The sequence below is a fragment of the Pectobacterium brasiliense genome (assembly GCF_013449685.1).
Lineage (GTDB): Bacteria > Pseudomonadota > Gammaproteobacteria > Enterobacterales > Enterobacteriaceae > Pectobacterium > Pectobacterium brasiliense_A.
Window position 1 is genome coordinate 232608 of sequence record NZ_JACDSF010000016.1, and the last position, 24821, is coordinate 257428.

General features: G+C 53.2%; 18 protein-coding genes and 3 pseudogenes. 10 read left to right on the forward strand and 11 right to left on the reverse strand.

Annotated elements, in window-relative coordinates:
- Positions 1 to 40 precede the first annotated feature (40 nt).
- Positions 41 to 793 carry a cell division protein ZapD gene (zapD, locus tag H0248_RS07490; protein WP_180785352.1) on the reverse strand — a complete coding sequence of 251 codons (753 nt, stop codon included), beginning with the start codon at positions 791 to 793 and terminating at the stop codon, positions 41 to 43.
- A complete protein-coding gene (gene coaE, locus H0248_RS07495; protein ID WP_180785353.1) occupies positions 786 to 1412 on the reverse strand; it encodes a dephospho-CoA kinase in 627 nt (208 codons plus the stop codon). Before coaE ends, zapD begins: the two co-directional genes overlap by 8 nt.
- A gap of 293 nt (positions 1413 to 1705) precedes the next feature.
- Between coaE and H0248_RS07500 the strand changes: the two are divergent.
- Positions 1706 to 1855 (forward strand): annotated as a pseudogene (locus H0248_RS07500) (GMP reductase); the annotation flags it as partial.
- Between the two features lie 129 nt (positions 1856 to 1984).
- Here the strand turns inward: H0248_RS07500 and hofC are convergent.
- The 5 genes and pseudogenes from hofC to H0248_RS07525 form a co-directional block, all read right to left on the reverse strand.
- Entirely contained in the window at positions 1985 to 3190 is a 1206-nt protein-coding gene (hofC, locus tag H0248_RS07505) for a protein transport protein HofC (protein WP_180785354.1), read from the reverse strand.
- Positions 3187 to 4671 carry a type II secretion system protein GspE gene (gene gspE, locus H0248_RS07510; RefSeq protein ID WP_180785355.1) on the reverse strand — a complete coding sequence of 495 codons (1485 nt, stop codon included), beginning with the start codon at positions 4669 to 4671 and terminating at the stop codon, positions 3187 to 3189. Before gspE ends, hofC begins: the two co-directional genes overlap by 4 nt.
- A 2-nt stretch (positions 4672 to 4673) precedes the next feature.
- Positions 4674 to 5120 (reverse strand): prepilin peptidase-dependent pilin, encoded by a 447-nt coding sequence (gene ppdD, locus H0248_RS07515; protein ID WP_180785356.1) that lies wholly within the window; start codon positions 5118 to 5120, stop codon positions 4674 to 4676.
- Between the two features lie 325 nt (positions 5121 to 5445).
- Positions 5446 to 6336, reverse strand: a complete 891-nt coding sequence (gene nadC, locus H0248_RS07520; RefSeq protein ID WP_180785357.1) for a carboxylating nicotinate-nucleotide diphosphorylase — start codon at positions 6334 to 6336, stop codon at positions 5446 to 5448.
- 144 nt (positions 6337 to 6480) lie between these two features.
- Positions 6481 to 6585: pseudogene (locus H0248_RS07525) on the reverse strand (nucleoside-specific channel-forming protein Tsx); the annotation flags it as partial.
- Positions 6586 to 6746: 161 nt separating this feature from the next.
- Between H0248_RS07525 and ampD the strand changes: the two are divergent.
- The gene (ampD, locus tag H0248_RS07530) at positions 6747 to 7319 is read left to right on the forward strand and encodes a 1,6-anhydro-N-acetylmuramyl-L-alanine amidase AmpD (RefSeq protein ID WP_180785358.1); all 573 of its coding nucleotides are present in this window, start codon (positions 6747 to 6749) and stop codon (positions 7317 to 7319) included.
- Positions 7319 to 8173, forward strand: a complete 855-nt coding sequence (gene ampE, locus H0248_RS07535; protein WP_180785359.1) for a beta-lactamase regulator AmpE — start codon at positions 7319 to 7321, stop codon at positions 8171 to 8173. The genes ampD and ampE overlap by 1 nt, the downstream gene beginning before the upstream one ends.
- Positions 8174 to 8249: 76 nt before the next feature.
- Here ampE and H0248_RS07540 read toward each other — a convergent pair whose 3' ends face one another.
- Positions 8250 to 9608, reverse strand: a complete 1359-nt coding sequence (locus H0248_RS07540) for an amino acid permease (protein WP_180785360.1) — start codon at positions 9606 to 9608, stop codon at positions 8250 to 8252.
- A gap of 681 nt (positions 9609 to 10289) precedes the next feature.
- On the opposite strand from H0248_RS07540, the gene pdhR reads away from it, so the two are divergent.
- The 4 genes from pdhR to lpdA all read left to right on the forward strand — a co-directional run bounded on the left by pdhR (position 10290) and on the right by lpdA (position 17421).
- Positions 10290 to 11054, forward strand: coding sequence for a pyruvate dehydrogenase complex transcriptional repressor PdhR (gene pdhR, locus H0248_RS07545; protein WP_010306328.1), 765 nt, complete (start codon positions 10290 to 10292; stop codon positions 11052 to 11054).
- Positions 11055 to 11195: 141 nt separating this feature from the next.
- Positions 11196 to 13859, forward strand: coding sequence for a pyruvate dehydrogenase (acetyl-transferring), homodimeric type (gene aceE / locus H0248_RS07550; RefSeq protein ID WP_180785361.1), 2664 nt, complete (start codon positions 11196 to 11198; stop codon positions 13857 to 13859).
- Between the two features lie 14 nt (positions 13860 to 13873).
- Positions 13874 to 15760, forward strand: a complete 1887-nt coding sequence (aceF, locus tag H0248_RS07555; protein ID WP_180785362.1) for a pyruvate dehydrogenase complex dihydrolipoyllysine-residue acetyltransferase — start codon at positions 13874 to 13876, stop codon at positions 15758 to 15760.
- A 236-nt stretch (positions 15761 to 15996) separates the two neighbouring features.
- Positions 15997 to 17421 (forward strand): dihydrolipoyl dehydrogenase, encoded by a 1425-nt coding sequence (lpdA, locus tag H0248_RS07560; RefSeq protein ID WP_180785400.1) that lies wholly within the window; start codon positions 15997 to 15999, stop codon positions 17419 to 17421.
- Between the two features lie 61 nt (positions 17422 to 17482).
- Here lpdA and H0248_RS07565 read toward each other — a convergent pair whose 3' ends face one another.
- Positions 17483 to 18379 (reverse strand): LysR family transcriptional regulator, encoded by an 897-nt coding sequence (locus tag H0248_RS07565; RefSeq protein WP_180785363.1) that lies wholly within the window; start codon positions 18377 to 18379, stop codon positions 17483 to 17485.
- Between the two features lie 119 nt (positions 18380 to 18498).
- Between H0248_RS07565 and H0248_RS07570 the strand changes: the two are divergent.
- The 3 genes and pseudogenes from H0248_RS07570 to H0248_RS07580 all read left to right on the forward strand — a co-directional run bounded on the left by H0248_RS07570 (position 18499) and on the right by H0248_RS07580 (position 22183).
- A pseudogene (locus H0248_RS07570) lies at positions 18499 to 19693 on the forward strand (serine hydrolase domain-containing protein).
- Positions 19690 to 20874, forward strand: coding sequence for an MFS transporter (locus tag H0248_RS07575; RefSeq protein WP_180785364.1), 1185 nt, complete (start codon positions 19690 to 19692; stop codon positions 20872 to 20874). The pseudogene H0248_RS07570 and the gene H0248_RS07575 overlap by 4 nt, the downstream one beginning before the upstream one ends.
- A gap of 121 nt (positions 20875 to 20995) precedes the next feature.
- Entirely contained in the window at positions 20996 to 22183 is a 1188-nt protein-coding gene (locus tag H0248_RS07580; RefSeq protein WP_180785402.1) for a dienelactone hydrolase family protein, read from the forward strand.
- Between the two features lie 29 nt (positions 22184 to 22212).
- Here the strand turns inward: H0248_RS07580 and H0248_RS07585 are convergent, their stop codons facing one another.
- Entirely contained in the window at positions 22213 to 23541 is a 1329-nt protein-coding gene (locus tag H0248_RS07585; RefSeq protein ID WP_180785365.1) for an MmgE/PrpD family protein, read from the reverse strand.
- Between the two features lie 107 nt (positions 23542 to 23648).
- Positions 23649 to 24632 (reverse strand): helix-turn-helix transcriptional regulator, encoded by a 984-nt coding sequence (locus H0248_RS07590; RefSeq protein ID WP_180785366.1) that lies wholly within the window; start codon positions 24630 to 24632, stop codon positions 23649 to 23651.
- Positions 24633 to 24821: the final 189 nt, after the last annotated feature.

Consider the following 24821-nt stretch of genomic DNA (forward strand, 5'->3'; position numbering starts at 1 on the left):
TATTTGGTACTTAACATATTTTTGTCTGTCGGGGCTGAGTCTAGCAGCAGGCCAGTTCAAAGGTTAAACGCGGAGGAGTGTGGCCGTGTTCGCTATCTAATGGCAGGAAACGGATGGCATAGCGCGTCTTATGGCCGGATATCTGCGGATAGAGCTGATGTACCTGCTCAAGGCGCAAACGTAGCAGATCAGCATCGGAGGCATTGTCCTGGAAAAAACCGTTCAGGCTGGTCTGTGAGCGGAACGTGCCAGAATGGCGGATCAGTTCCAGGATCATATCCAAGTTTTGTTTGAGCGGTGATAAGGAATTAAGCCAGCCGGAAACCAATTTCTCACGCAGTTCCTGAGGCTGATGCAGCCAGCTATGCAACGTGGGCAGATCGAAACTACAGCACCCGCCGGGAATACCAAGCCGCTGGCGTACCATGCCAATCAAGCGATCTTCCCGTAAGAATTGCCCCATTCGTGGTGCGGCCATCAACGTACTGGCCAGATCTTTCAACTGGCGCCTCAACGTATGGATGCGTTCCATGTCAACGCCCGGTACATCACTCCATTGCAGCAGTTTTTGCTGTTGCCGCTCCAGTTCTTTCAGTAGCTCGGTACGGACATCTCCACGTTCTAACACATCGAGCAGTTCAGCGATAGCACGAAAAAATGTTAGAGCACCTCCCATATCGGTCAGGGAGTGGTTTTGATGTAACTGCTGCAATAATGATTCGATACGCAACCAGGTACGTGTTTTTTCGTTCAGCGGGTATTCGAATAAAATCGTTGAGGGGGCGTCACTCATTCTTAGTCATCCTGTCGGCTGCGGAGGCGGCAAGCTCCAGGTACTGGCGGTGTAATTCCGCAACCTGTGGAGCCAGCTCGTTTGGGCAGCGACTGTTATCAATAATATCATCGGCATAAGCCAGGCGCTGTTCTCGGGTAGCCTGTGCTGCCAGTATATTTTCTGCTTGTTGCTGGCTGATGCCATCACGGACCAGCGTTCGTGCAAGCTGTGTTTTTTTGTCTACATCAACGACCAGAATACGCTGTGCCCGCTGCTGTAAACTATTCTCCACCAGTAAAGGGACGACCCACAGAATGTACGGTGCGGATGCAGCCTGAAACTGAGCCTGTGTTTCTTGGTGGATCAACGGATGGAGTAAATTATTCAGCCACTGTTTTTCCTCTGGTGAGGAAAAAATCCGCTGGCGTAGTGCGGCACGGTTCAATGAACCATCAGTATTAAGCATAGCGTCGCCAAACCGGAGCCTGATGGCATCCAGTGCGGGTTCCCCAGGCTCGACTACCTGACGCGCGATGATATCCGCATCAACGATGGTGGCCCCTAATTTGGCAAATTCATCGGCTACGGTGCTTTTTCCGCTGCCGATACCGCCTGTTAAGGCTACGATGTATGTCATTGCACCCGTGTTGAAAAGTTAACATTTCTACTATTTTCAAGGCTGAGGAATATCTTCCCGCCCTCTGAGGTCAATCAGGTATCAACCGCAGTGTGCTTCACGTTATCACTTTGTTGGGTGATAGGTAAATTTCTCTGATTTTATCCCAAATAAAGTGAAAATCGCAGTCTTGCCGCAGGATTATTCCTGCGTACGATAACGTCACTGGTAAAGGGCTATTATTTTTTCAGAAATAATTATGCTCAGTAACGATGCTGAGTATGCCGCCGTTCCTAACCAGGAACTCGAACCTCATGCGTATTGAAGAAGATTTAGAGTTAGTCTTTAAAGACGTTCTCATCCTGCCAAAGCGTTCGACGCTGAAAAGCCGCTCCGACGTTGAACTGGAACGTCAATTCACCTTCCTCCATGCCGGCGGCAACTGGTCCGGCGTACAATGCGTACAACGTTTATCCGCGTGGCCGAGCAGGAAAACCGTATTTTCAGCGAGTAATTGCCTCTGTTACGCGCCGTCTTTCCGTCAGTTGTCAGCCGGCGTAGTTTGTCGCTGTTTGTATGTTGTGTTGGCTGGTTCAGGCACCAGCCAATACATTCCCCAACTGGAAGATAGGCAAATACATGCCAATCACCAGCGCTCCGACCATTCCCCCGACGACCATCATCAGCAACGGTTCCAGCGTTTGTGTCAGCATGTCTGCCTGCTGTTGTACCCGCCCCTCATGCCATTCTGCCAGTTGTGTAAAGATCGCATCCAACGCACCGGTTTCTTCCCCCACGCGGATTAGCTGCGGGCAGGGCGCAGGGAACAGTATGGCGTGATGCTGTGTGGCATGGTATAGCGATGTTCCCTGATGCAGTTGCGCCTGTATCTGTTGAATTGCGGCCTGATAAAGTGGGTGACGGATCGTCGCGGCGGCATCCAGCCCTTCCGGGAGCGTCAAGCCAGCATGTTGCGTCATGGCGAGAATATGGAATATCTGGTTCAGCGATTTGCCGCGTAACAGGCTGGATACGATAGGAAGCTTCAGCAGCCATTCTTGCTCTCGGGTTTTCCACAATGGCCGTTTCTGCCTCAAGCGGGCGTACCCCACTATCAAACTGCTAAGTACCAGCACCCCAATGAATCCGTAGTCAGATATGACCTCTGCCAGATAAAGCAATTGCCGGGTAAACCACGGCAACGGCGTATCGAACGAGGAATAGAGCGAGGCAAACTCGGGCAGAACCAGCGTTAACATCATCATGCTGACCAGAATGGCGATTGCTAAAACAAAGCAGGGGTAACGTAACGCTTTGATGACTTTCTGTTGCAGCCTGGACTGTTTTTCTTGCTGCTGGGCGAGCTGTAGGCAGCATGCGTCCAGCTTGCCGGTTAGCTCGCCGACGGCAATGAGGGAACGATACAGAACGGGAAAGATGTGAGGATATTCCTGTAGTGCTTCAGACAGCGAGCTTCCCTGAGCAACGTGGGTACGAACATCCCGTAATACGCAGCGCCAGCCGGGGCGATCGTGCTGTTCCGACACCAGTTTTAATGCTTCCAGCAGTGGTAATCCGGCTTGTAGCAGGGCAGCAAGCTGTTTGATTAACTCGCCTAGCTGTTCACGTTTCCAGTAGCGTAGCGACAGGTAATGGCTGGCTTTTACGAGAAGCGGTTGGTAACCCTGTGCAATCAGGCTGGCATAGGCGTGCTGGCGATGTGTGCTAATGAGTTCTCCATCGATAAATTCGCCCTCGGATGTGATGGCCTGCCAGTGATATAAGCGCTGTAGCCTCATTTCGCCTCCTGATTCATTGACCGCTCATCGCCCACCACACGGTAGACTTCAACAAGTGAGGTCAGGCCGTCGTTGACCAACTCAAGCCCTGCGGCCAGCAACGTTGGAAAACCGGCATGGCGAGAGAGTGCAGATAATTCCCCTGTGCTGGCGTTGCCCGCTAGCGCTGCCTGAAAATCTGGCGTGATAGGTAACAATTCATAGAGCGCAACGCGACCATAGTAGCCAGAAAAACAGTGGCTACAGCCGCGGGCTTGCCAATGTTGCAGTGGCCCTTGCCATACATCGTTTGGTAGTGAAAGTAGCGGTTCTCCTGGAGTTTTACAGTGCGGGCATAACCGACGAACAAGGCGTTGGGCAATGATGAGTTTTAGCGCCGCAGCTAACAGGTAACCGGGGATGCCCAGATGACTGAGGCGAGTTAACGTTTCTACGGCAGAATTGGTATGCAGCGTGGACATGACCAGGTGGCCGGTTTGTGCGGCTTTTACCGCAATTTCTGCGGTTTCAGCGTCACGGATTTCACCGATCATAATGACGTCTGGATCCTGTCGCAGCAGCGCTCGTAAAATTCGGCCGAAGCCCAGTTCGGCTTTGGGATTGATTGACGTTTGGTTGATGCCCTGCAAGGGAATTTCGACCGGATCTTCCACGCTACAGATATTGCGGCTGCACTCGTTTAGCCAGCGTATTGCGCTGTAAAGCGTGACGGTTTTTCCACTGCCTGTTGGACCCGTGACTAACAGCATTCCCTGTGAGGCGCTTAGTACACTAATCACCTGCTGTAACGCCTTTGCGCTGAGCCCGAGTTTATCTAGTGCCAACTCCTGCTGGTGTGTTTGCAAGATACGCAGTACGACTTTTTCGCCTTGTTGTACGGGCAGCGTAGCGATGCGTAATGAGTAGGCTTGTTGATCCAGCGTCAGGCTGAATTGGCCGTCCTGCGGCAATCGCCGTTCAGCGATGTTCAGCTTGCCCATGATTTTCAGCCGCGCGGTAATACGGTTTGTCAGTTCGGGCGGCGGTGCGGATATGGCCTGTAGCACGCCGTCAATGCGTAGGCGTACGCGATAGCCGTCCAGTAATGGCTCAAAATGGATATCAGAGGCGCGCCGCTGAACCGCGAGACGCAACGTTTGATTGATAAATTGTGCAACGGGTGAGTCATCGTCATGATCCTGCTGCCCTGTGCTGTTGTTATGAGTGTTGGCATAAGTGCTGGCATGGTAGGTTTCTGCGGGCTCGGCAACGGCGTTCACCGGGTTAAGCTGCTGTTCCATTCTGGCTTGTGGCCACTGTTCCACCATAATGCGGCGATTGCTGGCGAAACGCAGCGCGGCAATCATCTCCGCAGAAGGGGAAGCCGTGACGGCGACCGACAGCGTTTGTTCATCGAGACTGAGCAACAATGCCTGATAACGTCGGCATAGCGTCTGTAATTCGCTGAGCGTATGCTCGGAGGAGAAGGAGGAATCTGTCATGATTAGCCTGCCGTATTATCGAAACGGAAAACGTCCTGACAGGCGGATTGCAGGCTTTCTGTACTGTCATCCGTGGCACAGCTTTTCGTCCAACGTGAAGCGCCGATTTCGGTATCCCACGTTGGCGTCAGAATAACGCGCAGCCCTTGCAGAGTGGATTGGCCAGTCAGCGTAATCACGCCTTGAGCGACGCTAACGGCACTGACATAGCGTGAAGATTTGCTACCTGGAATGCCCTGACTACTTGCATTGCAGGCGGTAAAAGCGGCATTTTCCAGACCACAGAGATCGACAGGCGTTTTATAAGACACCATCGTCTGCAGCATGTCCGTTAGTGCTGCTTTTTGCAGATAGCCTTGATAAGCCGGTACGCCAATAGCGCTGAGGATGGCGACGATCGCAATAACGATCATCAGCTCAATCAGCGTAAATCCTTGTTGTGTTGTCATGTTGATTTCCCTGTTGTTGCATATAAATTTTGTGGCGTATAAATGTTGCGGTACATAAATCCATACGGATGGCGGCAGCATAGAAAAGGGAGCGAAGGCTGACGAGCAGGGAAATGTGAAACAGGAAAGCGCCACGACATGTTTTTAGCGACTTGCAGAGGATTGAAAATTTTTTGCGAGCAGAGACGCAATTTTCACGCTGTCGGGACAGCAAGTCCGCGCGGGATTTGTCGTTTGTGTTGTTACGGTGGTGTGCGAGAGGATGAGATGTCGAGAGGTGAACGAGGTGCGAAATAGCACCTCGCCGATAGAAATAGAAGAGCGGTTAGACGAAGCGCATGGATAAATCCAGTGCCTGTACGTGCTTGGTTAACGCCCCCACGGAGATATAGTCTACGCCCGTTTCCGCATAGCCACGCAGCGTGTCGAGAGTGACGTTACCTGATATCTCCAGCAGCGCGCTGCCTTGCGTAGTGTTAACGGCTTCCCGGATGTTATCCAGACTGAAATTATCCAGCATGATGATATCGGCGCCCGCTTCCAGCGCTTGCTGTAATTCGTTCAGTGATTCGACCTCAACTTCTACCGGAACATCGCTGCGCAGAGACTGTGCTTTTTCTACCGCATTTTTGATTGAACCCGCGGCGATAATATGGTTTTCCTTGATCAGGAAGGCATCGGATAGGCCAAGTCGATGGTTGTCTCCGCCACCGCATGATACGGCGTATTTCAGCGCGGTTCTCAGCCCAGGCAGCGTCTTGCGTGTATCCAGCAGTCGAGTATGCGTTCCCTGTAATACGGCAACATAGCGGCTGACTTCAGTGGCGACGCCGGACAGCGTTTGCAGGAAATTCAGCGCCGTTCGTTCACCTGTCAGGAGCTGTTTAGCTGGGCCTGTGATGTCACATAGCGTTTGGTTGGGCGTGATAGCGTCGCCATCGGCAACGTGCCAGACGATCGTTGTTGTATTGCCTAATTGAGAAAAGACTTCCTCAAGCCAACGCATACCGCAGAATATGCCCGCTTCACGCGTAATAATGCGTGCGCTGACGGTCTCGTTATCGGGCAGCAGAAGCGCGGTAATGTCTTGATTAGCATCGACGATGCCACCTAAATCTTCACGCAAGGCCAGTTGCACGCTGGCGGGGATATCTTGTGCAATACGAGCGAGCAAGGCTTGCTGGCGTTGTTCCTGACTGTAGCGACGCGTTGACATGACAAAACTCCGAAGGGGGATTCGGAGGTCTATGCTACCTTGTTTATATCAGGACATCCAGAATGAATAGTTATTACAATTCAATCTGTTACTGTTATCAGTCTTCCGGCGAACATCCGTGGTCGCTGGAAAGAGGAAGCGATTTTAGACGTTGTAACCGACGACCAGATAGTAGCCCCAGCCGGTAGATTTCACTTCAAACGGGCCTTTGCCGAAATTGAGTTCTGCGCCATCAGCCCATTGGCCGCCTATTGATATCCAGTTGAATAGATAGCATGGCGTGAAACATGGTATCTTGGATACAAGGACCTTTTGGCTACAATTGTTTTTACACTGACGTTGTTTTTACTCCTGAAATTGATTTTTCGCCTGATTCAGCCGGCAAACGATACGATGCGAGGTTATCGCCGATGCTTTTGGAAAATGGCTGGTTATCCGACATTACACACACGCCTTCACCGCATTATGATGGTCGCCCGAATGATGAGGTGCCTTCCTTACTGGTGATCCACAATATTAGTCTGCCGCCCGGCGAGTTTGGTGGTCCGTATATTGATCAACTGTTTACGGCGACGTTGGATCCCACTGCGCATCCTTATTTCGCCGATATTTCCCATTTACGCGTCGCTGCACACTGCCTGATTCGCCGCGATGGGAAAATCACCCAGTATGTGCCTTTCGATCAGCGCGCCTGGCATGCGGGTGTTTCGGTGTTTGAAGGTCGGGAACGCTGTAATGATTTCTCTATTGGCATTGAGCTGGAAGGGACGGATACGCTGCCTTTTACCGCGCAGCAGTATCACTCGCTGGTTGCGATTACACGCCTGTTAATGCGGGCCTATCCTATTACGCTATCGCGAATTACCGGACACAGCGACATCGCGCCGGGCCGTAAAACCGACCCCGGACCGGCATTTGACTGGGACGGCTATCATCGTCTGCTACAAGAAAACGGGACAGAGAACAAAGGGAGTCTGGATTAATGACGCTGTTTACACTGTTGCTTACGCTGGCATGGGAACGCTTGTTCAAACAGGGCGAGCACTGGCAGATCGATCATCGGCTTGAGGTCGTATTCCGACACGTGCCGTCTCCGTCTTTATTGCAAACGCTGTTCCTGACGCTCTGCAGCATGAGCATCGTGGCGGGCTTGCTGTGGCTCACGAGCGGCATTCTGTTCGGCCTGATTTCTCTTCTGCTGTGGATTGTCATCAGCCTGATGTGCATTGGTGCGGGTGAAATCCGTCAGCACTATCGGCGCTATTTGCAGGCAGCACAGCGCGGCGAGGCAGATGCCAGCCGAGAAATGGCGGCTGAACTGGCACTTATTCACGGTCTGCCCGTTGGCACGGGAGAAGAAGAGCAACTGAAAGAGCTGCAAAATGCGTTACTGTGGATAAATTTCCGGTTTTATTTAGCGCCACTATTCTGGTTTATCGCTGCTGGACCCTACGGGCCGATTGCGCTGACGGGGTATGCATTTTTACGTGCCAGACAAACCTGGCTTGCTCGCCACCATACTCCGCTGGAGCGTGCGCAGTCTGGCGTCGATAGTTTACTGCATTGGCTTGATTGGATCCCCGCACGTTTGGCGGGTGCCGCTTACGCACTGCTGGGGCACGGCGAGAAAGCGCTGCCAGCCTGGTTTGCTTCACTGGGGGATTCTCGCAGTTCACAGTATTGGGTGTTGACTCAACTGGCCCAATTTTCTCTCGCACGTGAATCCCACATTGAGCCTGTAGAGACGCCCAAATTCGCTGTGACGCTGGCGAAAAAGGTGACGCTGGTATTAGTGGTCGTCGTCGCGCTGCTGACGATATATGGTGCGCTGGTCTGATGTTTGCTGTGGGGGCGTAGGAAAAAGAATGGCCGACAGAGTCGGCCATGGAAAAGGATGTGATGAACGCTGAGGCTTAGGCCGCCTGATTTTTCTTTTTGATAAAGTAGCCCACGCCCAAAATAACCAGCCAGACCGGAATCAGCATGACGGAAATCTGAATACCTGGCGTCAGGAACATGATGACCAATATACCGGCCAGGAACAGCAGACAGATATAGTTACCCAGCGGATAAAGCAGCGCTTTAAATTTGGTCACCGTACCTTCTTTGTCCTTTTGCGCACGGAACTTCAGGTGCGCCAGACTGATCATCGCCCAGTTAATCACAAGAGCCGACACGACCAGCGCCATCAGCAGCTCGAACGCTTTACCCGGAATAAGGTAGTTGATCAGGACGCACAGCGCCGTCGCCAGCGCGGAGATACCGATAGCAACAACCGGAACGCCACGAGCATCGACAGTTTTCAGTACTTTCGGTCCGTTACCCTGCTTCGCCAGACCGAATAGCATGCGGCTGTTGCAATACACGCAGCTGTTGTAAACGGACAGCGCTGCGGTCAGTACAACGATGTTCAGCACCGTTGCTACGACGTTGCTGTTCAGTTCATGGAAGATCATGACGAACGGGCTACCGCCTTCCACAACCTTGCCCCACGGATACAGTGACAGCAGGATAGCGAGTGAACCGATGTAGAAAATCAGGATACGATAGATAACCTGATTGGTCGCGTGTGGAATGCTTTTCTCTGGGTCATCCGCTTCTGCTGCGGTAATCCCCACCAGTTCCAGCCCGCCAAATGAGAACATGATCACGGCCATTGCCATCACCAGACCGAGCAGGCCGTTCGGGAAGAACCCGCCCTGTGCCCACAGGTTGGTTACGGTCGCTTCCGGCCCGCCCGTACCGCTGAGTAGCAGCCAGCCACCGAAGACGATCATGCCAATAATCGCGACGACTTTGATGATGGCAAACCAGAACTCCATCTCACCATAGACTTTGACGTTCGCCAGATTGATGGCGTTAATCAGCAGGAAGAAGACGGCGGCGGACACCCAGGTCGGAATATCTGGCCACCAGTACTGGACGTAAATCCCCACGGCGCTGAGCTCGGCCATGGCGACCAGCACATACAGCACCCAGTAGTTCCATCCTGATGCAAAGCCCGCGAAATCGCCCCAGTATTTATAGGCAAAGTGGCTGAACGATCCGGCTACCGGCTCTTCAACTACCATCTCGCCCAGTTGGCGCATGATGAGAAACGCGATCAGGCCGCCAATCGCATAGCCTAATAGGACCGATGGCCCTGCCATTTTGATTGTTTGCGCAATACCAAGAAAGAGGCCAGTACCTACCGCGCCACCCAAGGCAATCAACTGAATATGACGGTTTTTCAAACCACGCTTTAGCGTGCCGTCCGTTTGTTGATTATCCATCAAATTTAACCCTCTGCCAGTACAAGTAAAAAATACGGTGTGAACGAACACGCGTATTAGTGACTATACGTTTGTGTAATTTTATTTTTACGGGCTGGTTTTTCTTAAAATAAGAAAACCGCTACCGTTTGGCAGAGAATAGTGGTAAGTACGCAAGATTGCACTGATTTCTTATCGTCCGATAATTAAAAACTATCGCTACATCAAAAATTTCACCTCTCCCTGATTAAGAGCCTAGTGACGAGAAAATCGAGAGAGGATTTTTCAGGGTAGAAGCGGGCTCTACTCCTTTAGTTTTACTCCCTTTTATTATCTCTTTATCCCTGCTGTAAAATGGTGTTTACCACGATGTGAAATTGTGGGTAACTACGTTTTCCTCCTAAGAATAAAAAACCTGATTTTTTGCATTTAAATTCACTATTTTTGTATTTAAACGGTTCAGCAATGCCTGCGTTACGTTTCAAAAAAGTTAAAATATAGACAGGGAGGATTAATGGTAATACCACAGGCGGGCTATCGCTTTGCCGCATATTTCTCGTGCATTTGTTAAAATCTGTTGGAATTGGTGATTTAGCGCAAGGTCCTTATGGACAGAAGGTGAATACTTTGTTACTTTAGCGTCACGTTTTTGAAATTGGTATTACCAATTGACTCCGCGCCATTCGCAGAGAAGAATTCACTATGGCATACAGCAAGATCCGTCAGCCCAAACTGTCAGATGTGATTGAACAACAGTTGGAGTTTCTGATCCTTGAGGGAACCTTGCGCCCCGGCGAGAAGCTCCCACCGGAGCGTGAACTGGCTAAACAGTTCGACGTTTCCCGCCCTTCTCTGAGAGAAGCCATTCAACGCCTGGAAGCCAAAGGTCTCCTTTTGCGCCGTCAGGGTGGTGGTACCTTCGTTCAAGCCAATCTATGGCAAAGTGTCAGCGATCCGCTGGCAGAATTACTGAGCACACATCCCGAATCACAGTTCGATCTTCTGGAAACGCGCCATGCGCTGGAAGGCATTGCTGCCTACTATGCGGCGTTGCGTGGTACAGAGTCGGATCTACAGCGTATCCGAGATTGTCATGCCGTGATTGAGAAGGCGAGGGAAGCGGGCGATCTGGACGCCGAGTCAGAAGCCGTTATGCAGTATCAGGTTGCTGTAACAGAAGCCACGCATAATGTGGTGTTGCTGCATTTGGTGCGCTGTATGGGGCCGATGCTCGAACAGAACGTGAGGCAGAATTTTGAATTGCTTTATTTGAGCCGCGAAGTGTTGGCTCAGGTGAGCATTCATCGCGCCAGCATCTTTGAGGCGATTGTTGCCCGTGAGCCGGAAAAGGCGCGCGAAGCATCACACCGTCATCTGGCGTTTATTGAGGAAGTATTGCTGGATCTTAACCGGGAACATAGTCGGCGCGAGAGATCGCTGCGTCGGCTCCAGCAACGCAGGGATTGAGCATCCGTAATTTGGGGCTCTGAATGCGGTAATGACGACGATGAGCCTGTCTTCATGTGTTTTGCTTAGGACGAAACCTGACTCAGAATGCAGGAAGACAGGCTCCATAAACTAACTGATTAGAGAAGATAAGGAATAACCATGTCAGATCGTTTAAATAATGACGTGGATCCGATCGAAACCCGCGACTGGCTGCAGGCGATCGAATCGGTCATCCGTGAAGAGGGTGTTGAACGCGCCCAGTTCCTGATTGATCAGGTTCTGAGTGAAGCACGTAAAGGCGGTGTCAGCGTTGCTGCTGGTACAGCTGCACGTCAATACATCAACACCATCGCAGTGGAAGACGAGCCGGAATACCCTGGTAATCTGGATCTGGAACGTCGTATTCGCTCAGCAATCCGCTGGAACGCGATCATGACAGTGCTGCGTGCTTCGAAAAAAGATCTGGATCTGGGCGGCCACATGGCTTCTTTCCAGTCTTCCGCCACTTTCTATGAAGTGTGTTTTAACCACTTCTTCCGTGCTCGCACTGCGCAGGACGGCGGCGACCTGGTCTACTTCCAGGGCCACATTTCTCCGGGCGTTTACGCTCGTGCCTTCCTTGAAGGCCGCCTGACTGAAGATCAGATGAACAATTTCCGTCAGGAAGTTCACGGTAACGGTCTGTCTTCTTATCCGCACCCTAAACTGATGCCGGACTTCTGGCAGTTCCCGACCGTATCCATGGGTCTGGGCCCGATCGGTGCTATCTACCAGGCTAAATTCCTGAAGTATCTGGAAAACCGTGGTCTGAAAGATACCTCTAAGCAAACCGTTTATGCCTTCCTGGGCGACGGTGAAATGGATGAACCAGAATCCAAAGGTGCGATCACTATCGCGACCCGTGAAAAACTGGACAACCTAGTGTTCGTCATCAACTGTAACCTGCAGCGTCTGGATGGTCCGGTTACTGGCAATGGTAAGATCATCAACGAGCTGGAAGGTATCTTCAGCGGCGCTGGCTGGGATGTGATCAAAGTCATGTGGGGCGACCGTTGGGACGAACTGCTGCGTAAAGACACCAGCGGTAAACTGATCCAACTGATGGAAGAAACCGTTGACGGTGACTACCAGACCTTCAAATCCAAAAACGGTGCCTATGTGCGTGAGCACTTCTTCGGTAAATACCCGGAGACGGCAGAACTGGTTAAAGACTGGACCGACGATCAAATTTGGTCACTGAACCGCGGTGGTCACGATCCGAAGAAAGTCTATGCTGCACTGAAAAAAGCGCAGGACACCAAAGGCAAACCAACCGTTATTCTGGCGCATACCATTAAAGGTTATGGTATGGGCGACGCGGCTGAAGGTAAGAACATCGCTCACCAGGTTAAGAAAGTTAACATGGATGGCGTGCGTTACTTCCGCGACCGTTTCAACGTGCCAGTGTCTGATGCTGATATCGAAAAACTGCCGTACATCACTTTCGATAAAGAGTCTGCAGAGTACAAATACCTGCACGAGCGTCGTCAGGCGCTGGGTGGCTACCTGCCGTCTCGTCAGCCTAACTTCAGCGAAAAACTGGAACTGCCAACGCTGGAAGATTTCAGCACCCTGCTGGAAGAGCAGAACAAAGAAATCTCTACCACTATCGCGTTTGTACGTGCCCTGAACGTGATGCTGAAGAACCAATCTATCAAAGATCGCTTGGTTCCGATCATCGCTGACGAAGCGCGCACCTTCGGTATGGAAGGTCTGTTCCGCCAGATCGGTATTTATAGCCCGAAAGGCCAGCAGTACACGCCGCAGGACCGTGAGCAAGTTGCTTACTACAAAGAAGACCAGAAAGGTCAGATTCTGCAGGAAGGTATCAACGAGCTGGGCGCAGGTTCTTCCTGGCTGGCGGCGGCAACGTCTTACAGCACCAACAACCTGCCGATGATCCCGTTCTACATCTACTACTCCATGTTCGGTTTCCAACGTATCGGCGACCTGTGCTGGGCAGCGGGTGACCAACAGGCTCGTGGCTTCCTGATCGGTGGTACTTCAGGTCGTACGACGCTGAACGGTGAAGGTCTGCAGCATGAAGATGGCCATAGCCACATTCAGTCTCTGACTATCCCGAACTGTATTTCCTACGATCCGGCATTTGCCTACGAAGTTGCGGTCATCATGCATGACGGTCTGCATCGCATGTACGGTGAAGCGCAGGAAAACATTTACTACTACATCACCACGCTGAACGAAAACTACCACATGCCTGCGATGCCGCAGGGTGCGGAAGAAGGTATCCGTAAGGGTATCTACAAGCTGGAAACGGTTGAAGGTAGCAAAGGTAAAGTGCAACTGCTGGGTTCAGGTTCTATCCTGCGTCACGTACGTGAAGCGGCTCAGATTCTGGCGACAGACTACGGCATCGGTTCTGACGTATTCAGCGTGACGTCCTTCACTGAACTGGCACGTGAAGGCCAGGATTGTGAGCGTTGGAACATGCTGCATCCAACCGAAACGCCACGCGTACCTTACGTGGCTCAGGTACTGAGCGATGCGCCAGCGGTTGCATCTACTGACTATATGAAGCTGTTTGCTGAACAAATCCGTAACTTCATCCCGGCTAGCGATTACCGCGTACTGGGTACTGACGGTTTCGGTCGTTCTGACAGCCGTGAGAACCTGCGTCACCACTTCGAAGTGGATGCGTCTTACGTCGTGGTTGCGGCTCTGGGTGAACTGGCTAAACGCGGTGAAATCGATAAGAAAGTGGTTGCTGATGCCATCACTAAATTCAACATCGATGCAGATAAAGTTAACCCGCGTCTGGCATAAGAGGTAAAGATTACATGGCTATCGAAATCAACGTACCGGATATCGGTGCAGATGAAGTTGAAGTCACCGAAGTGCTGGTGAAGGTTGGCGATAAAGTTGAAGCTGAACAATCGCTGATCACGGTTGAAGGTGATAAGGCTTCTATGGAAGTCCCTTCTCCGCAGGCTGGTGTCGTGAAAGAGATTAAAGTCTCTGTCGGTGACAAAGTTGAAACTGGCAAACTGATCATGATTTTCGATTCCGCCGACGGTGCAGCTGACGCTGCACCTGCCAAGGCGGAAGAGAAGAAAGAAGCGGCTCCGGCTGCTGCTCCAGCGGCATCGGCAGCGAAAGACGTCAACGTACCGGATATCGGCGGTGACGAAGTTGAAGTGACTGAAGTGCTGGTTAAAGTGGGCGACACCGTTGCTGCTGAACAGTCTCTGATCACCGTAGAAGGCGACAAAGCGTCTATGGAAGTCCCGGCACCTTTCGCAGGTACGGTTAAAGAGATCAAAATCAGCACCGGCGATAAAGTCTCTACCGGTTCTCTGATCATGGTATTCGAAGTGGCGGGAGCAGCACCTGCTGCCGCTCTGGCACAAGCCGCTGCTCCAGCAGCAGCTTCGCCAGCGGCCTCTGCCGCTAAAGAAGTTAACGTACCGGATATCGGCGGTGACGAAGTCGAAGTGACTGAAGTGATGGTTAAAGTGGGCGATAAAATCGCAGCTGAGCAATCACTGATCACCGTTGAAGGCGATAAGGCTTCGATGGAAGTCCCTGCGCCGTTCGCGGGTACGGTTAAAGAAATCAAAATCAGCACCGGCGATAAAGTGAAAACCGGCTCACTGATCATGGTCTTCGAAGTGGAAGGCGCTGCACCTGCGGCGGCTCCAGTTGCTAAGCAAGAAGCGGCAACTGCACCCGCTCCAGCGGCAAAACCTGCTTCTGCACCGGCTGCGAAAGCAGAAGGTAAGAGCGAGTTCGCTGAGAATGATGCTTACATTCACGCCACGCCGGTTATCCGTCGTCTGGCTCGTGAATTCGGCGTAAATCTGGCGAAAGTGAAGGGTTCTGGTCGTAAAGGACGTATCCTGCGCGAAGACGTTCAGGCTTACGTGAAAGATGCCGTGAAACGCGCTGAGTCTGCGCCAGCGGCTGCCGCTGGCGGAGGTCTGCCGGGCATGCTGCCATGGCCGAAAGTCGACTTCAGCAAGTTTGGTGAAGTGGAAGAAGTGGAACTGGGTCGTATCCAGAAAATCTCTGGTGCTAACCTGAGCCGTAACTGGGTGATGATCCCGCACGTTACGCACTTCGATAAAACTGATATCACCGATCTGGAAGCGTTCCGTAAACAGCAGAACGCCGAGGCTGAGAAGCGCAAACTGGATGTGAAATTCACCCCAGTTGTCTTCATCATGAAAGCCGTTGCTGCTGCGCTTGAGCAGATGCCACGCTTCAACAGTTCCCTGTCTGAAGACGCGCAACGTCTGACGCTGAAGAAATACATCAACATCGGTGTTGCGGTTGATACCCCGAACGGTCTAGTGGTTCCGGTCTTTAAAGATGTGAACAAGAAGAGCATCACTGAGCTGTCTCGTGAACTGATGGCGATCTCCAAGAAAGCCCGTGATGGTAAGCTGACCGCTGGCGAAATGCAGGGCGGATGCTTCACGATCTCCAGCCTGGGTGGCATCGGGACTACGCACTTTGCACCGATCGTCAACGCGCCGGAAGTCGCTATTCTTGGTGTGTCTAAGTCTGCGATAGAACCGGTCTGGAATGGTAAAGAGTTCACGCCGCGTCTGATGATGCCGATGTCTCTATCCTTCGACCACCGTGTCATTGACGGTGCTGATGGTGCTCGCTTCATTACCATCATTAACAACATGTTGTCTGACATCCGCCGTCTGGTGATGTAATCGAAAAGCCGGCCTGACGGCCGGCTTTTTTCTGATAAGCTGTAATTTGTTACAGCTGTCAGTGATCAAGGACAAATCGTTAGTCGCTTGTTGTTTCAAAATTGTTAACGATTTTGTAAACTACTGTGGCAAAGACACGTCCCGGTGGAAGAGGGCGTTATTAAAAATACACCCTCAATCAGAATGATGACGGGTGTGACGTCACAGACCCGCCGGAAATCAATTAAGAGGTCATGATGAGTACTGAAATTAAAGCTCAGGTAGTGGTACTTGGTGGCGGCCCAGCAGGCTACTCTGCTGCATTCCGCGCGGCGGATTTAGGGCTGGAAACCGTACTGGTAGAGCGCTACGCCACGTTAGGCGGGGTGTGTCTGAATGTCGGCTGTATCCCTTCCAAAGCCCTGCTGCACGTTGCTAAAGTGATTGAAGAAGCCAAGGCTTTGGCGGAACACGGTATCGTGTTCGGTGAACCTAAAACCGACATTGATAAAATCCGCCTGTGGAAAGAAAAGGTCATTAATCAAATGACTGGCGGTCTGTCGGGTATGGCAAAAGGCCGTAAAGTTAAAGTCGTTAACGGCCTAGGTAAATTTGCGGGTGCTAACTCGCTGGTTGTTGACGGTGAAAACGGCAAAACGACGATCAACTTCGATAACGCGATTATCGCGGCGGGTTCACGCCCAATCCAACTACCATTTATTCCTCATGATGACCCACGTGTATGGGATTCAACGGATGCGCTGGAGCTGAAAAGTGTTCCAGGGCGTTTGTTGGTCATGGGTGGTGGTATCATCGGTCTGGAAATGGGTACGGTTTACCATGCGTTGGGTTCACAGATCGACGTGGTTGAAATGTTCGATCAGGTGATTCCGGCTGCTGACAAAGATGTCGTTAAGGTCTTCACCAAGCGTATCAGCAAGCAGTTCAACCTGATGCTGGAAACCAAAGTAACGGCGGTAGAAGCCAAAGAAGACGGCATCTATGTGACGATGGAAGGCAAAAAAGCCCCTGCGGAACCACAGCGTTATGATGCGGTGTTGGTCGCTATCGGTCGTGTACCGAACGGCAAACTGCTGGATGTAGGCCAAGCGGGCGTGGAAGTTGACGATCGCGGTTTCATCCACGTTGATAAGCAAATGCGTACTAACGTGCCGCACATCTATGCTATCGGCGACATCGTCGGTCAACCGATGCTGGCGCACAAAGGCGTGCATGAAGGCCACGTTGCTGCTGAAGTGATCTCCGGTAAGAAACACTACTTCGATCCGAAAGTGATTCCTTCTATTGCTTATACAGAGCCAGAAGTTGCCTGGGTCGGTCTCACAGAGAAAGAAGCGAAAGAAAAAGGCATTAGCTACGAAACCGCGAGCTTCCCATGGGCGGCATCTGGTCGTGCTGTTGCTTCTGACTGCTCTGAAGGTATGACCAAACTGATTTTTGACAAAGAAACTCACCGTGTTATCGGTGGTGCGATTGTCGGGACTAACGGTGGTGAACTGTTAGGTGAAATCGGTCTGGCGATCGAGATGGGCTGTGATGCAGAAGATATCGCACTGACCATCCATGCGCACCCAACGCTGCATGAGTCCGTTGGTCTGGCGGCTGAAATCTTTGAAGGCAGCATCACCGACCTGCCGAACCCGAAAGCGAAGAAGAAGTAAGTTCGCTCAGGTTCGAATAGCGTGAATTTAATCCGGCACCTTTATAGGTGCCGGATTTTTTTTACGCATCAGAGGTGGGAAATACTCGCGCGCAGAGGAAATCGACGAGTGCCCGTACTTTTGGTGACGGGTGTTTGCTGGCAGGCCACAACACATAGAAGACGCCGCTGCGCTCCACATAGTCGGTCAGGATCGGCTGTAGATGGCCGCTGGCCAGCGGTTCACGGATGGAGAAGTCTGGCAGGTAGGCGATCCCCAACCCTTGCAGCGCGAAACAGAGGCGCGTTTCGATGTTGTTGCAGACCATCGAGGTGGGTAATGGCAACTCTGGTTCGCTGGGGGGAAGTCGTAGCGCCCACGGCTCCAGTTTGCCGCTGTTGGGAAAACGGTAGTGCAGACAGGCGTGCTGCATCAGATCGACGGGTATCTGAGGGGTGCCACGCCGGGTAAGGTAGTCTGGCGCAGCGACTAGCAGAGAACGGAAGGCTCCCAGCCTCCGTGCGGTAAGGCGTGAGTCAATGGGGTCTCCTGTCCGTACCACAGCATCGAAACCTTCTTCAATGACGTCCACCATGCGGTCGGTGAAGTCCAGATCCAGTTCGATCTCGGGGTATTCACGCATGAATTCGCCGAGTACGGGCAACACCAGTGAACTGACCAACGGCAGACTGACTCGCAGGCGTCCGCGCGGTACGGCGCTGGTCTGCGACAGCTCCAGTTCTGCTGCTTCGATTTCAGCCAGAATCCGTCGGCTACGCGCCAGAAATAGTGAGCCTTCGGCGGTCAATGTGATGCTGCGCGTACTGCGGTGAAATAGCCTCACGCCCAGTTTTTCTTCAAGCCGTGCGACGCTTTTGCCAACCGCAGACGCCGACACGCCCAGTAACCTGCCCGCGGCAACAAAACTGCGCGTTTCTGCTACCTGCACAAACACCACGAAGCCATTCAGGCTGTCCATATTACTCCCTTTTTATTACGGACGGTTTATTCCGTATATCGAGGAACTGTAGCCTACTTTTTCTTTAATTGCTGATTTTCTATCGTAACGGGAACGCCCATTGATAAAAGGAACACCCCGTGATAACTCCCGTATTTTCTCTGGATACCGGTGCCTCAATCGCCCCTCTCTCTGCCCGAATTCAGGCCGTTGTTCCAACAGGCGTTGGACGATGAGCGTTTGGTCGGTGCTGTCGTGCTGGTCGCGCGCAACGGAGAATTGATTCATCAGCAGGCTGCAGGATGGGCTGATCGGGAGAGCGCCCGTCCTATGGCGCTGGACGCCATCTTCCGGCTGGCTTCTGTCAGCAAGCCTATCGTGTCAGTCGCGGCACTGGTACTGGTGGCGCAAGGTCGGCTCGATCTGGATGAGGATATTACTCGCTGGATGCCGACGTTCCAGCTCCGGCTCGCCGACGGCAGCCCTGCTCGCGTTACCGCGCGGCAGTTGCTTAGCCACACCGCGGGTTTGAGCTACCGCTTTTTCGAAACTCATGCGGACGGCTCCTACGCACAGGCGGGTGTCTCAGACGGTATGGATGCCTCTGGCATCAGCCTGACGGAGAACCTGCGTCGTATCGCCAGCGTTCCGCTGCAATACGTGCCGGGAGAGGCTTGGGGTTATTCGCTGGCAACAGATGTATTGGGCGCCTTGATCGAACGCATTTACGGTACGTCATTGAATGAGGCGGTTCGCCAACTGGTGACCGACCCGCTGGGCATGCACGATACCGGCTTCGTTGTGCGTGACCCATCGCGCCTGACTACCTCTTACGTGAACGACACCCCGCAGCCGCACCGACTGACCGAAGGTGAAACGGTTTCTCCCTTTGAAGGGGCAATTGGTATCGCGTACAGCCCTGCTCGCATCTGTGATCCTCAGGCCTTTCCATCAGGCGGTGCAGGCATGGCTGGCACGGCTTGGGATCTGTTGCGCCTGCTGGAAGCTCTGCGTAAAGGTGGCGGTGTCCCGCTGCCTGACGCGCTGATCGAGGAGATGGAACGCGATCAAACACAGGGTCTGGAACTGCCCAATGCACCGGGCTGCGGTTTTGGCCTCGGTTTCTCCGTCTTGCGCGATCCGCTGTTAGCCGGGTCGCCTGAATCGTCTGGCACCTGGCGCTGGGGAGGTGCCTACGGTCATTCATGGTTTGTCGATCGAACACAAGGTTTGAGCGTAGTGGCTTTCACTAACACGATGTACGAAGGGATGTCGGGGAGTTTTGTCACTGAACTGCGCGATGCCGTGTATGGCGAACTGGGGGCAGCACGATGACGGCCTCGCTGACCGATATACACCGTGACAGACTGCCCATCGCCTCATTGCTGGCGTTAGCCACGGCAGCTTTCATCACTATCCTGACCGAAGCGCTGCCAGCGGGTTTGCTGCCACAAATGGCGCAAGGTCTAGCGGTGTCCGAAGCCTGGGTCGGACAAACCGTCACTATCTACGCCATGGGTTCTCTGGCGGCAGCGATTCCGTTGACCGCCGCGACGCAAGGTGTGCGTCGCCGCCTGCTGTTGCTGGTAGCTATTGCAGGTTTCGCTGTCGCCAATGCGATTACGGCATTTTCCGGTAGCTATGTGTTAACGATGGCGGCGCGTTTTCTAGTGGGTGTTGCCGCTGGGTTGCTGTGGGCGCTACTGGCGGGCTATGCGGCCCGTATGGTGCCCGAACACCAGAAGGGACGAGCTATTGCGATAGCGATGGTCGGCACGCCATTAGCCTTGTCGCTCGGTGTGCCCGCAGGAACCTTTCTTGGCAACGTGATCGGCTGGCGAATGTGTTTCGGTATGATGAGTGGTTTGGCAGTCGTGCTCATGTTGTGGGTACGTATTCAGGTACCGGATTTCGCTGGGCAATCTGCAAGCAGGAGGCTATCTCTGGGGCAGGTGTTCACCATGGCAGGCGTGCGACCCGTGCTGTGCGCAGTGCTGGCCTTTGTGCTGGCGCATAACATTCTCTACACCTACATTGCGTCGTTTCTCGCGGCGGTGGGCATGGTTGCACAAACTGGTTTGGTGCTGCTGGTATTCGGCGTTACGTCACTGCTAGGCATCTGGATCGTCGGCGTGCTGATTGACCGCTATTTGCGAGCCCTGACGCTCGCCTGCTCGGCATTGTTCTGCCTGTCCGTACTGGCGCTTGGCGTGGCAGGTGATGTACCAGCTGTGGTCTATGCGGCAGTGGCCGTCTGGGGAATCGCCTTCGGCGGTGCGGCAACGCTATTCCAGACGGCTCTTGTCAGAACGGCTGAAGGAGGGACTGACGTGGCGCAGTCTATGTTGGTTACCGCCTGGAACATGGCTATCGCAGGGGGCGGTATCATCGGTGGTGTTCTGCTGGAGCGTCTCGGCGTTGCCGCTTTCTCTCCGGCGCTGTTGGTGCTGTTATTGATTGCGTTCGTTGTAGTGTGGTCTGCCAGACAACACGGCTTCCCCATGGCGCGACGGTAAAGTGTCTGGTGCGATTTTTTGCCAGACGCTTCGCAGAATGCGCGCTCCGTCCGTTTATTTTTAGCGGTGTCAATTACAATCAAACCTCAAAAAGAAACGATGTTTTATTTTTGAGGTTATGATGAATCTTAATACCTTACGCTCTTCTGTCTGGCTACTGGCGGCTTTGCTGACCAGCCCTTCACTGATGGCGAACGATATGAACCCTACGATTCAACCCGCGACAGATCAGGCGGTGACGGATGAAGGACTGCCTTCATTTTATCCGCAGCTTAAACAGCAGATGACCTACACGGATTCCTGGCTATCTGGGCGTTTTACGGATTTTAGCGAGTGGCAAGCCCAGTCGAGAAAAACCCTGCGTTCGCTGCTTCTGACGCCGGATTCCACCAAAGACTTTGCTCCGCAGGCGATGGAAAAACAGGATCGCGGCAGCTATACCGCGGAGAAAGTCGCTTTCAACTTGACCGATGAAAGCCGCGTAGACGCGTTGCTCCTGACGCCAAAAAGTGCGGGGCCGCACCCTGCGGTGATCCTGCTGCACGATCACGGCGCGAAGTTTGATATCGGCAAAGAGAAGATGATTAAGCCGTGGGGCAATGACGCACAGCTCGATTCCGCACAGGCGTGGGCAGATAAGTTCTTCACCGGCCGCTTTGTCGGGGATGAACTGGCGAAGCGGGGTTATGTGGTGCTGGCGGTTGATGCGCTAGGTTGGGGATCGCGCGGGCCGATCAAATATGAGCAGCAGCAGGCGCTGGCGAGTAATTTATTTAATCTGGGGCGCTCACTCGCGGGTCTGATGGCCTACGAAGACATGCGGGCGACGGACTTTCTGGCATCGCTTGAACAGGTTGATAAGCAACGTATCGGCGTCGTGGGTTTTTCAATGGGTGCTTATCGTGCCTGGCAGCTCGCCGCGCTGTCCGACAAGGTAGCGGCAACGGCCGCGGTATCTTGGATTGGTACATATGACGGGTTAATGACGCCGGGAAATAACGTGCTGAGAGGCCAGTCGGCATTCTATATGCTGCATCCTGGACTATCGACGCGCTTTGATTTCCCCGATGTGGCGAGTGTCGCCGCGCCAAAACCGATGCTGTTATTTAACGGCGGCAAAGACAAGCTGTTCCCGACGAAATCCGTTGAAGATGCCTACGCCAAGATGCATAAGGTGTGGCAATCCCAACGGGCGGACAACAAGCTGCAAACCAAAATCTGGCCTGAGCTGGGGCACGTCTTCTATCAGGAACAGCAGGAAGAAGTGTTTCGCTTTCTGGACCAGTGGCTAAAACCTGCATCCCGCTAAAACCAGTACCTTATTAAAACAGTACCTTGTTAAAACAACAGCCCAAGCAAATAGCGTAGATCGCCTTCTTGCCGTAATGCGCAGCGGTCGGCGATCTTGCTGCTGTCGAGATGCGCCAGCGAACCGATTGTTTGCCGCAGCTTGGCACGGAGATCGGTGGGGCGCGCCGAGGTTTCCTGACGTGTGGTGCGCTGGATTAGCGTGCTGCCGTTACGCAGGTGCAGCGTAACCTCATGAAAGCGCGCCTCTGGGTCAAGCTCATCGGGTGGCGCGGTTTCATCGGCGCGGCGTATGACGCGGTTCGCCAGCGCGGAGATCGTGGTTTCAACCGGAGCTTCTGAAAAATGAGCCAGCTTTAGCTCCCCTTCAATCAGTGCCGCCGCAATCACATATTCCAGACTGAACCGGGCTTCTACGCCGTTTGTCGCGTTACGGATAAAGGGAGCAACATCGCCGCCCGGTGGGAAAGTCACCGTGATCTGTTCGATGGCATCGGCCAGATCGGCATTTACACCATTCTGCTTGTGCCACCGTTCCCGCAGGGCAAAAGCCGCCTCGGCAGCGCTGTGGGTGCCGCCACAGGTTGGGTAGCGCTTGAACTCCAGACCAGGAGACAGCATGCGCCACGGCGCGCCCCAGTTTTCAACCAGCAGCTCCGGCTGCTGTTTTTGATCGCCGTGCGCCGCAAGAAAGGCGTCAATCACCTGCTGTTCGTTGCCCTCGAAGCCCGCTAAGCCCAGCTTGACGGCGGTTAGCCCCGCTCTGGCGGAAAGCCCAGCATGTAGTGGTTTGACCGCTGAACCAAACTGCGCCCGCAGCCCTGCGGCCTGTGTGGCGGCAAGACCAAGAATGGTTTGCGTCTGTTCTAGCGAAGCACCAGCCAGACGTGCAGCAGCGGCAGCGGCGGCGATAGCGCCGAGCGTCGCCGTGTTGTGGTAGCCGAGACTGTAATGACGCGGACCGCATGCCAGCCCGATTCTGCCTGCGGCTTCCACACCGATCACATACGCCGTCAAAAATGCCTCTTCCGTGACGGAGGGATCTTCTGCAGCCAGAGCAAACAGGGCAGGCAGAATGACAGTGCTGGGGTGGCCGCGAAACGCCGGATGGTAATCGTCAAAATCCAATACGTGACCGGCATAACCCAGAATCAAGCTACGCGTCAGGCTGTCCGTGCCGCTGAAGACCTGCTTTAACGGCGCAAGCCCGCTATCGGCAATCGCACCCTGTACGATGGGAAGTGCGGTGGAAACGAAGTCAGTCACCCCGTTACGGGCGGCCTCTAGCGCTTCTCGATGAGGTTCGCTATGGATGATGTGGTGGGCAAGCGTTGCGGTGATATCAGTCTGATTGGTCATGGATAGTCGTGTGCTGGCGGAAAAATACTAATTTACTGCGCATTGCTGAAGAGCAATTAATAACCAAACGGAATAACAAATTCCATTTGGTTATTATTGATTGAAGATCAGAAGCGGTCTTTTAGCTGCCCCGGCGTGATACCGAATGCACGGCGCAGAGCGGTGGCAAAGTTGGCGGGGCTGTTGTAACCGGCGATGCTGGCGGCTTGGGCAATACCGATCCCGTCTTTCTGCAAGGCCAGCATAGCGCGCTGCAAACGGCAGTTACGCAGGTATTCAAACACGCTCATATTGAACGTCTGACGAAAATGGCGCTGTAGCGTGCTTTCACTCATGTTGACGCTTTTAGCGATTTCACTCATCGAAAGATGGTCGGCGCTGCCGCTTTCCAGCATATCTCTGACCTGTTGAATGCGATGGTAGCTGCGCAGGGTAACACCGCTGCTTTTTTCCTGCGCGACGCTGGCGGTCAATGAAGTAAACGCCTCGATAATCAGGCTCATACACTGCATTTCCAGATACAGGCGCTGGAGCGGCGTTTGACAAGGTTCGGCATCCAGCGTTTGTAAAGCAATCGCCAGCGCCTGCCGGGACGGTGTCCACAGGTGTGTCGCCAGATGGGTCTGCGTGAAATCGTGGATAGCCTGCCAGTCGCCAACGGTGTCCATCATATTGCCGTACAGCCATTCCCTGTTGAACGTCAGCGTAATCGTTCGCTCATATTCATCGCGCTTGCCGATGCGGGTAAACATCGTCGGCTCCGTCAGCGCAATCAGCGAGGCGGGCTGCTTCTCTCCCAGATGCAGTTCCTGATGACCAAAGGAGATGTGTGCATTGCCACTTACCACGATGGCCAGCTTGATTGCGTCATCCAGCAGGTTTTGGGTTTTCATGTTGTGGCGATTAATCACATCCGCGGTATGCAGGATCAGATGAGGATTGAGCTGCACGACAGTGAACGACCCGAATAGCACCGGCGTGTTATCGATCAGCCGGGGGCCGATAAAACGGTAATTATTCGCGACCAGACTCGATTGCTGAACGATGTGATCTTTATAGATCGGCTTTGATGACTGAGTGAAGCTGCGCACGTGATTACCTACCTGATTAAACCCTTCGACCTGCGCCTTCCATTTTGATGCTTTGGCAAAACATTTTGCTGCTAGAGCAAACCCCGTCCTGAATGACAAATGTAACAATGACCGCGCCAAAATGGTAATGCAAATACTTCTCAATAGCATTTTTCGTTGAGGATATCACGGTGCGAGGCCTCATTTCTT

Coding starts and splice junctions, on each gene's coding strand:
- H0248_RS07580 (WP_180785402.1), top strand. CDS start 20,996: ATGAATCTTAATACCTTACGCTCTTCTGTCTGGCTACTGGCGGCTTTG.
- ppdD (WP_180785356.1), bottom strand. CDS start 5,120: ATGACAACACAACAAGGATTTACGCTGATTGAGCTGATGATCGTTATT.
- H0248_RS07575 (WP_180785364.1), top strand. CDS start 19,690: ATGACGGCCTCGCTGACCGATATACACCGTGACAGACTGCCCATCGCC.
- coaE (WP_180785353.1), bottom strand. CDS start 1,412: ATGACATACATCGTAGCCTTAACAGGCGGTATCGGCAGCGGAAAAAGC.
- lpdA (WP_180785400.1), top strand. CDS start 15,997: ATGAGTACTGAAATTAAAGCTCAGGTAGTGGTACTTGGTGGCGGCCCA.
- gspE (WP_180785355.1), bottom strand. CDS start 4,671: ATGACAGATTCCTCCTTCTCCTCCGAGCATACGCTCAGCGAATTACAG.
- aceE (WP_180785361.1), top strand. CDS start 11,196: ATGTCAGATCGTTTAAATAATGACGTGGATCCGATCGAAACCCGCGAC.
- hofC (WP_180785354.1), bottom strand. CDS start 3,190: ATGAGGCTACAGCGCTTATATCACTGGCAGGCCATCACATCCGAGGGC.
- nadC (WP_180785357.1), bottom strand. CDS start 6,336: ATGTCAACGCGTCGCTACAGTCAGGAACAACGCCAGCAAGCCTTGCTC.
- H0248_RS07565 (WP_180785363.1), bottom strand. CDS start 18,379: ATGGACAGCCTGAATGGCTTCGTGGTGTTTGTGCAGGTAGCAGAAACG.
- aceF (WP_180785362.1), top strand. CDS start 13,874: ATGGCTATCGAAATCAACGTACCGGATATCGGTGCAGATGAAGTTGAA.
- ampD (WP_180785358.1), top strand. CDS start 6,747: ATGCTTTTGGAAAATGGCTGGTTATCCGACATTACACACACGCCTTCA.
- H0248_RS07540 (WP_180785360.1), bottom strand. CDS start 9,608: ATGGATAATCAACAAACGGACGGCACGCTAAAGCGTGGTTTGAAAAAC.
- zapD (WP_180785352.1), bottom strand. CDS start 793: ATGAGTGACGCCCCCTCAACGATTTTATTCGAATACCCGCTGAACGAA.
- ampE (WP_180785359.1), top strand. CDS start 7,319: ATGACGCTGTTTACACTGTTGCTTACGCTGGCATGGGAACGCTTGTTC.
- H0248_RS07585 (WP_180785365.1), bottom strand. CDS start 23,541: ATGACCAATCAGACTGATATCACCGCAACGCTTGCCCACCACATCATC.
- pdhR (WP_010306328.1), top strand. CDS start 10,290: ATGGCATACAGCAAGATCCGTCAGCCCAAACTGTCAGATGTGATTGAA.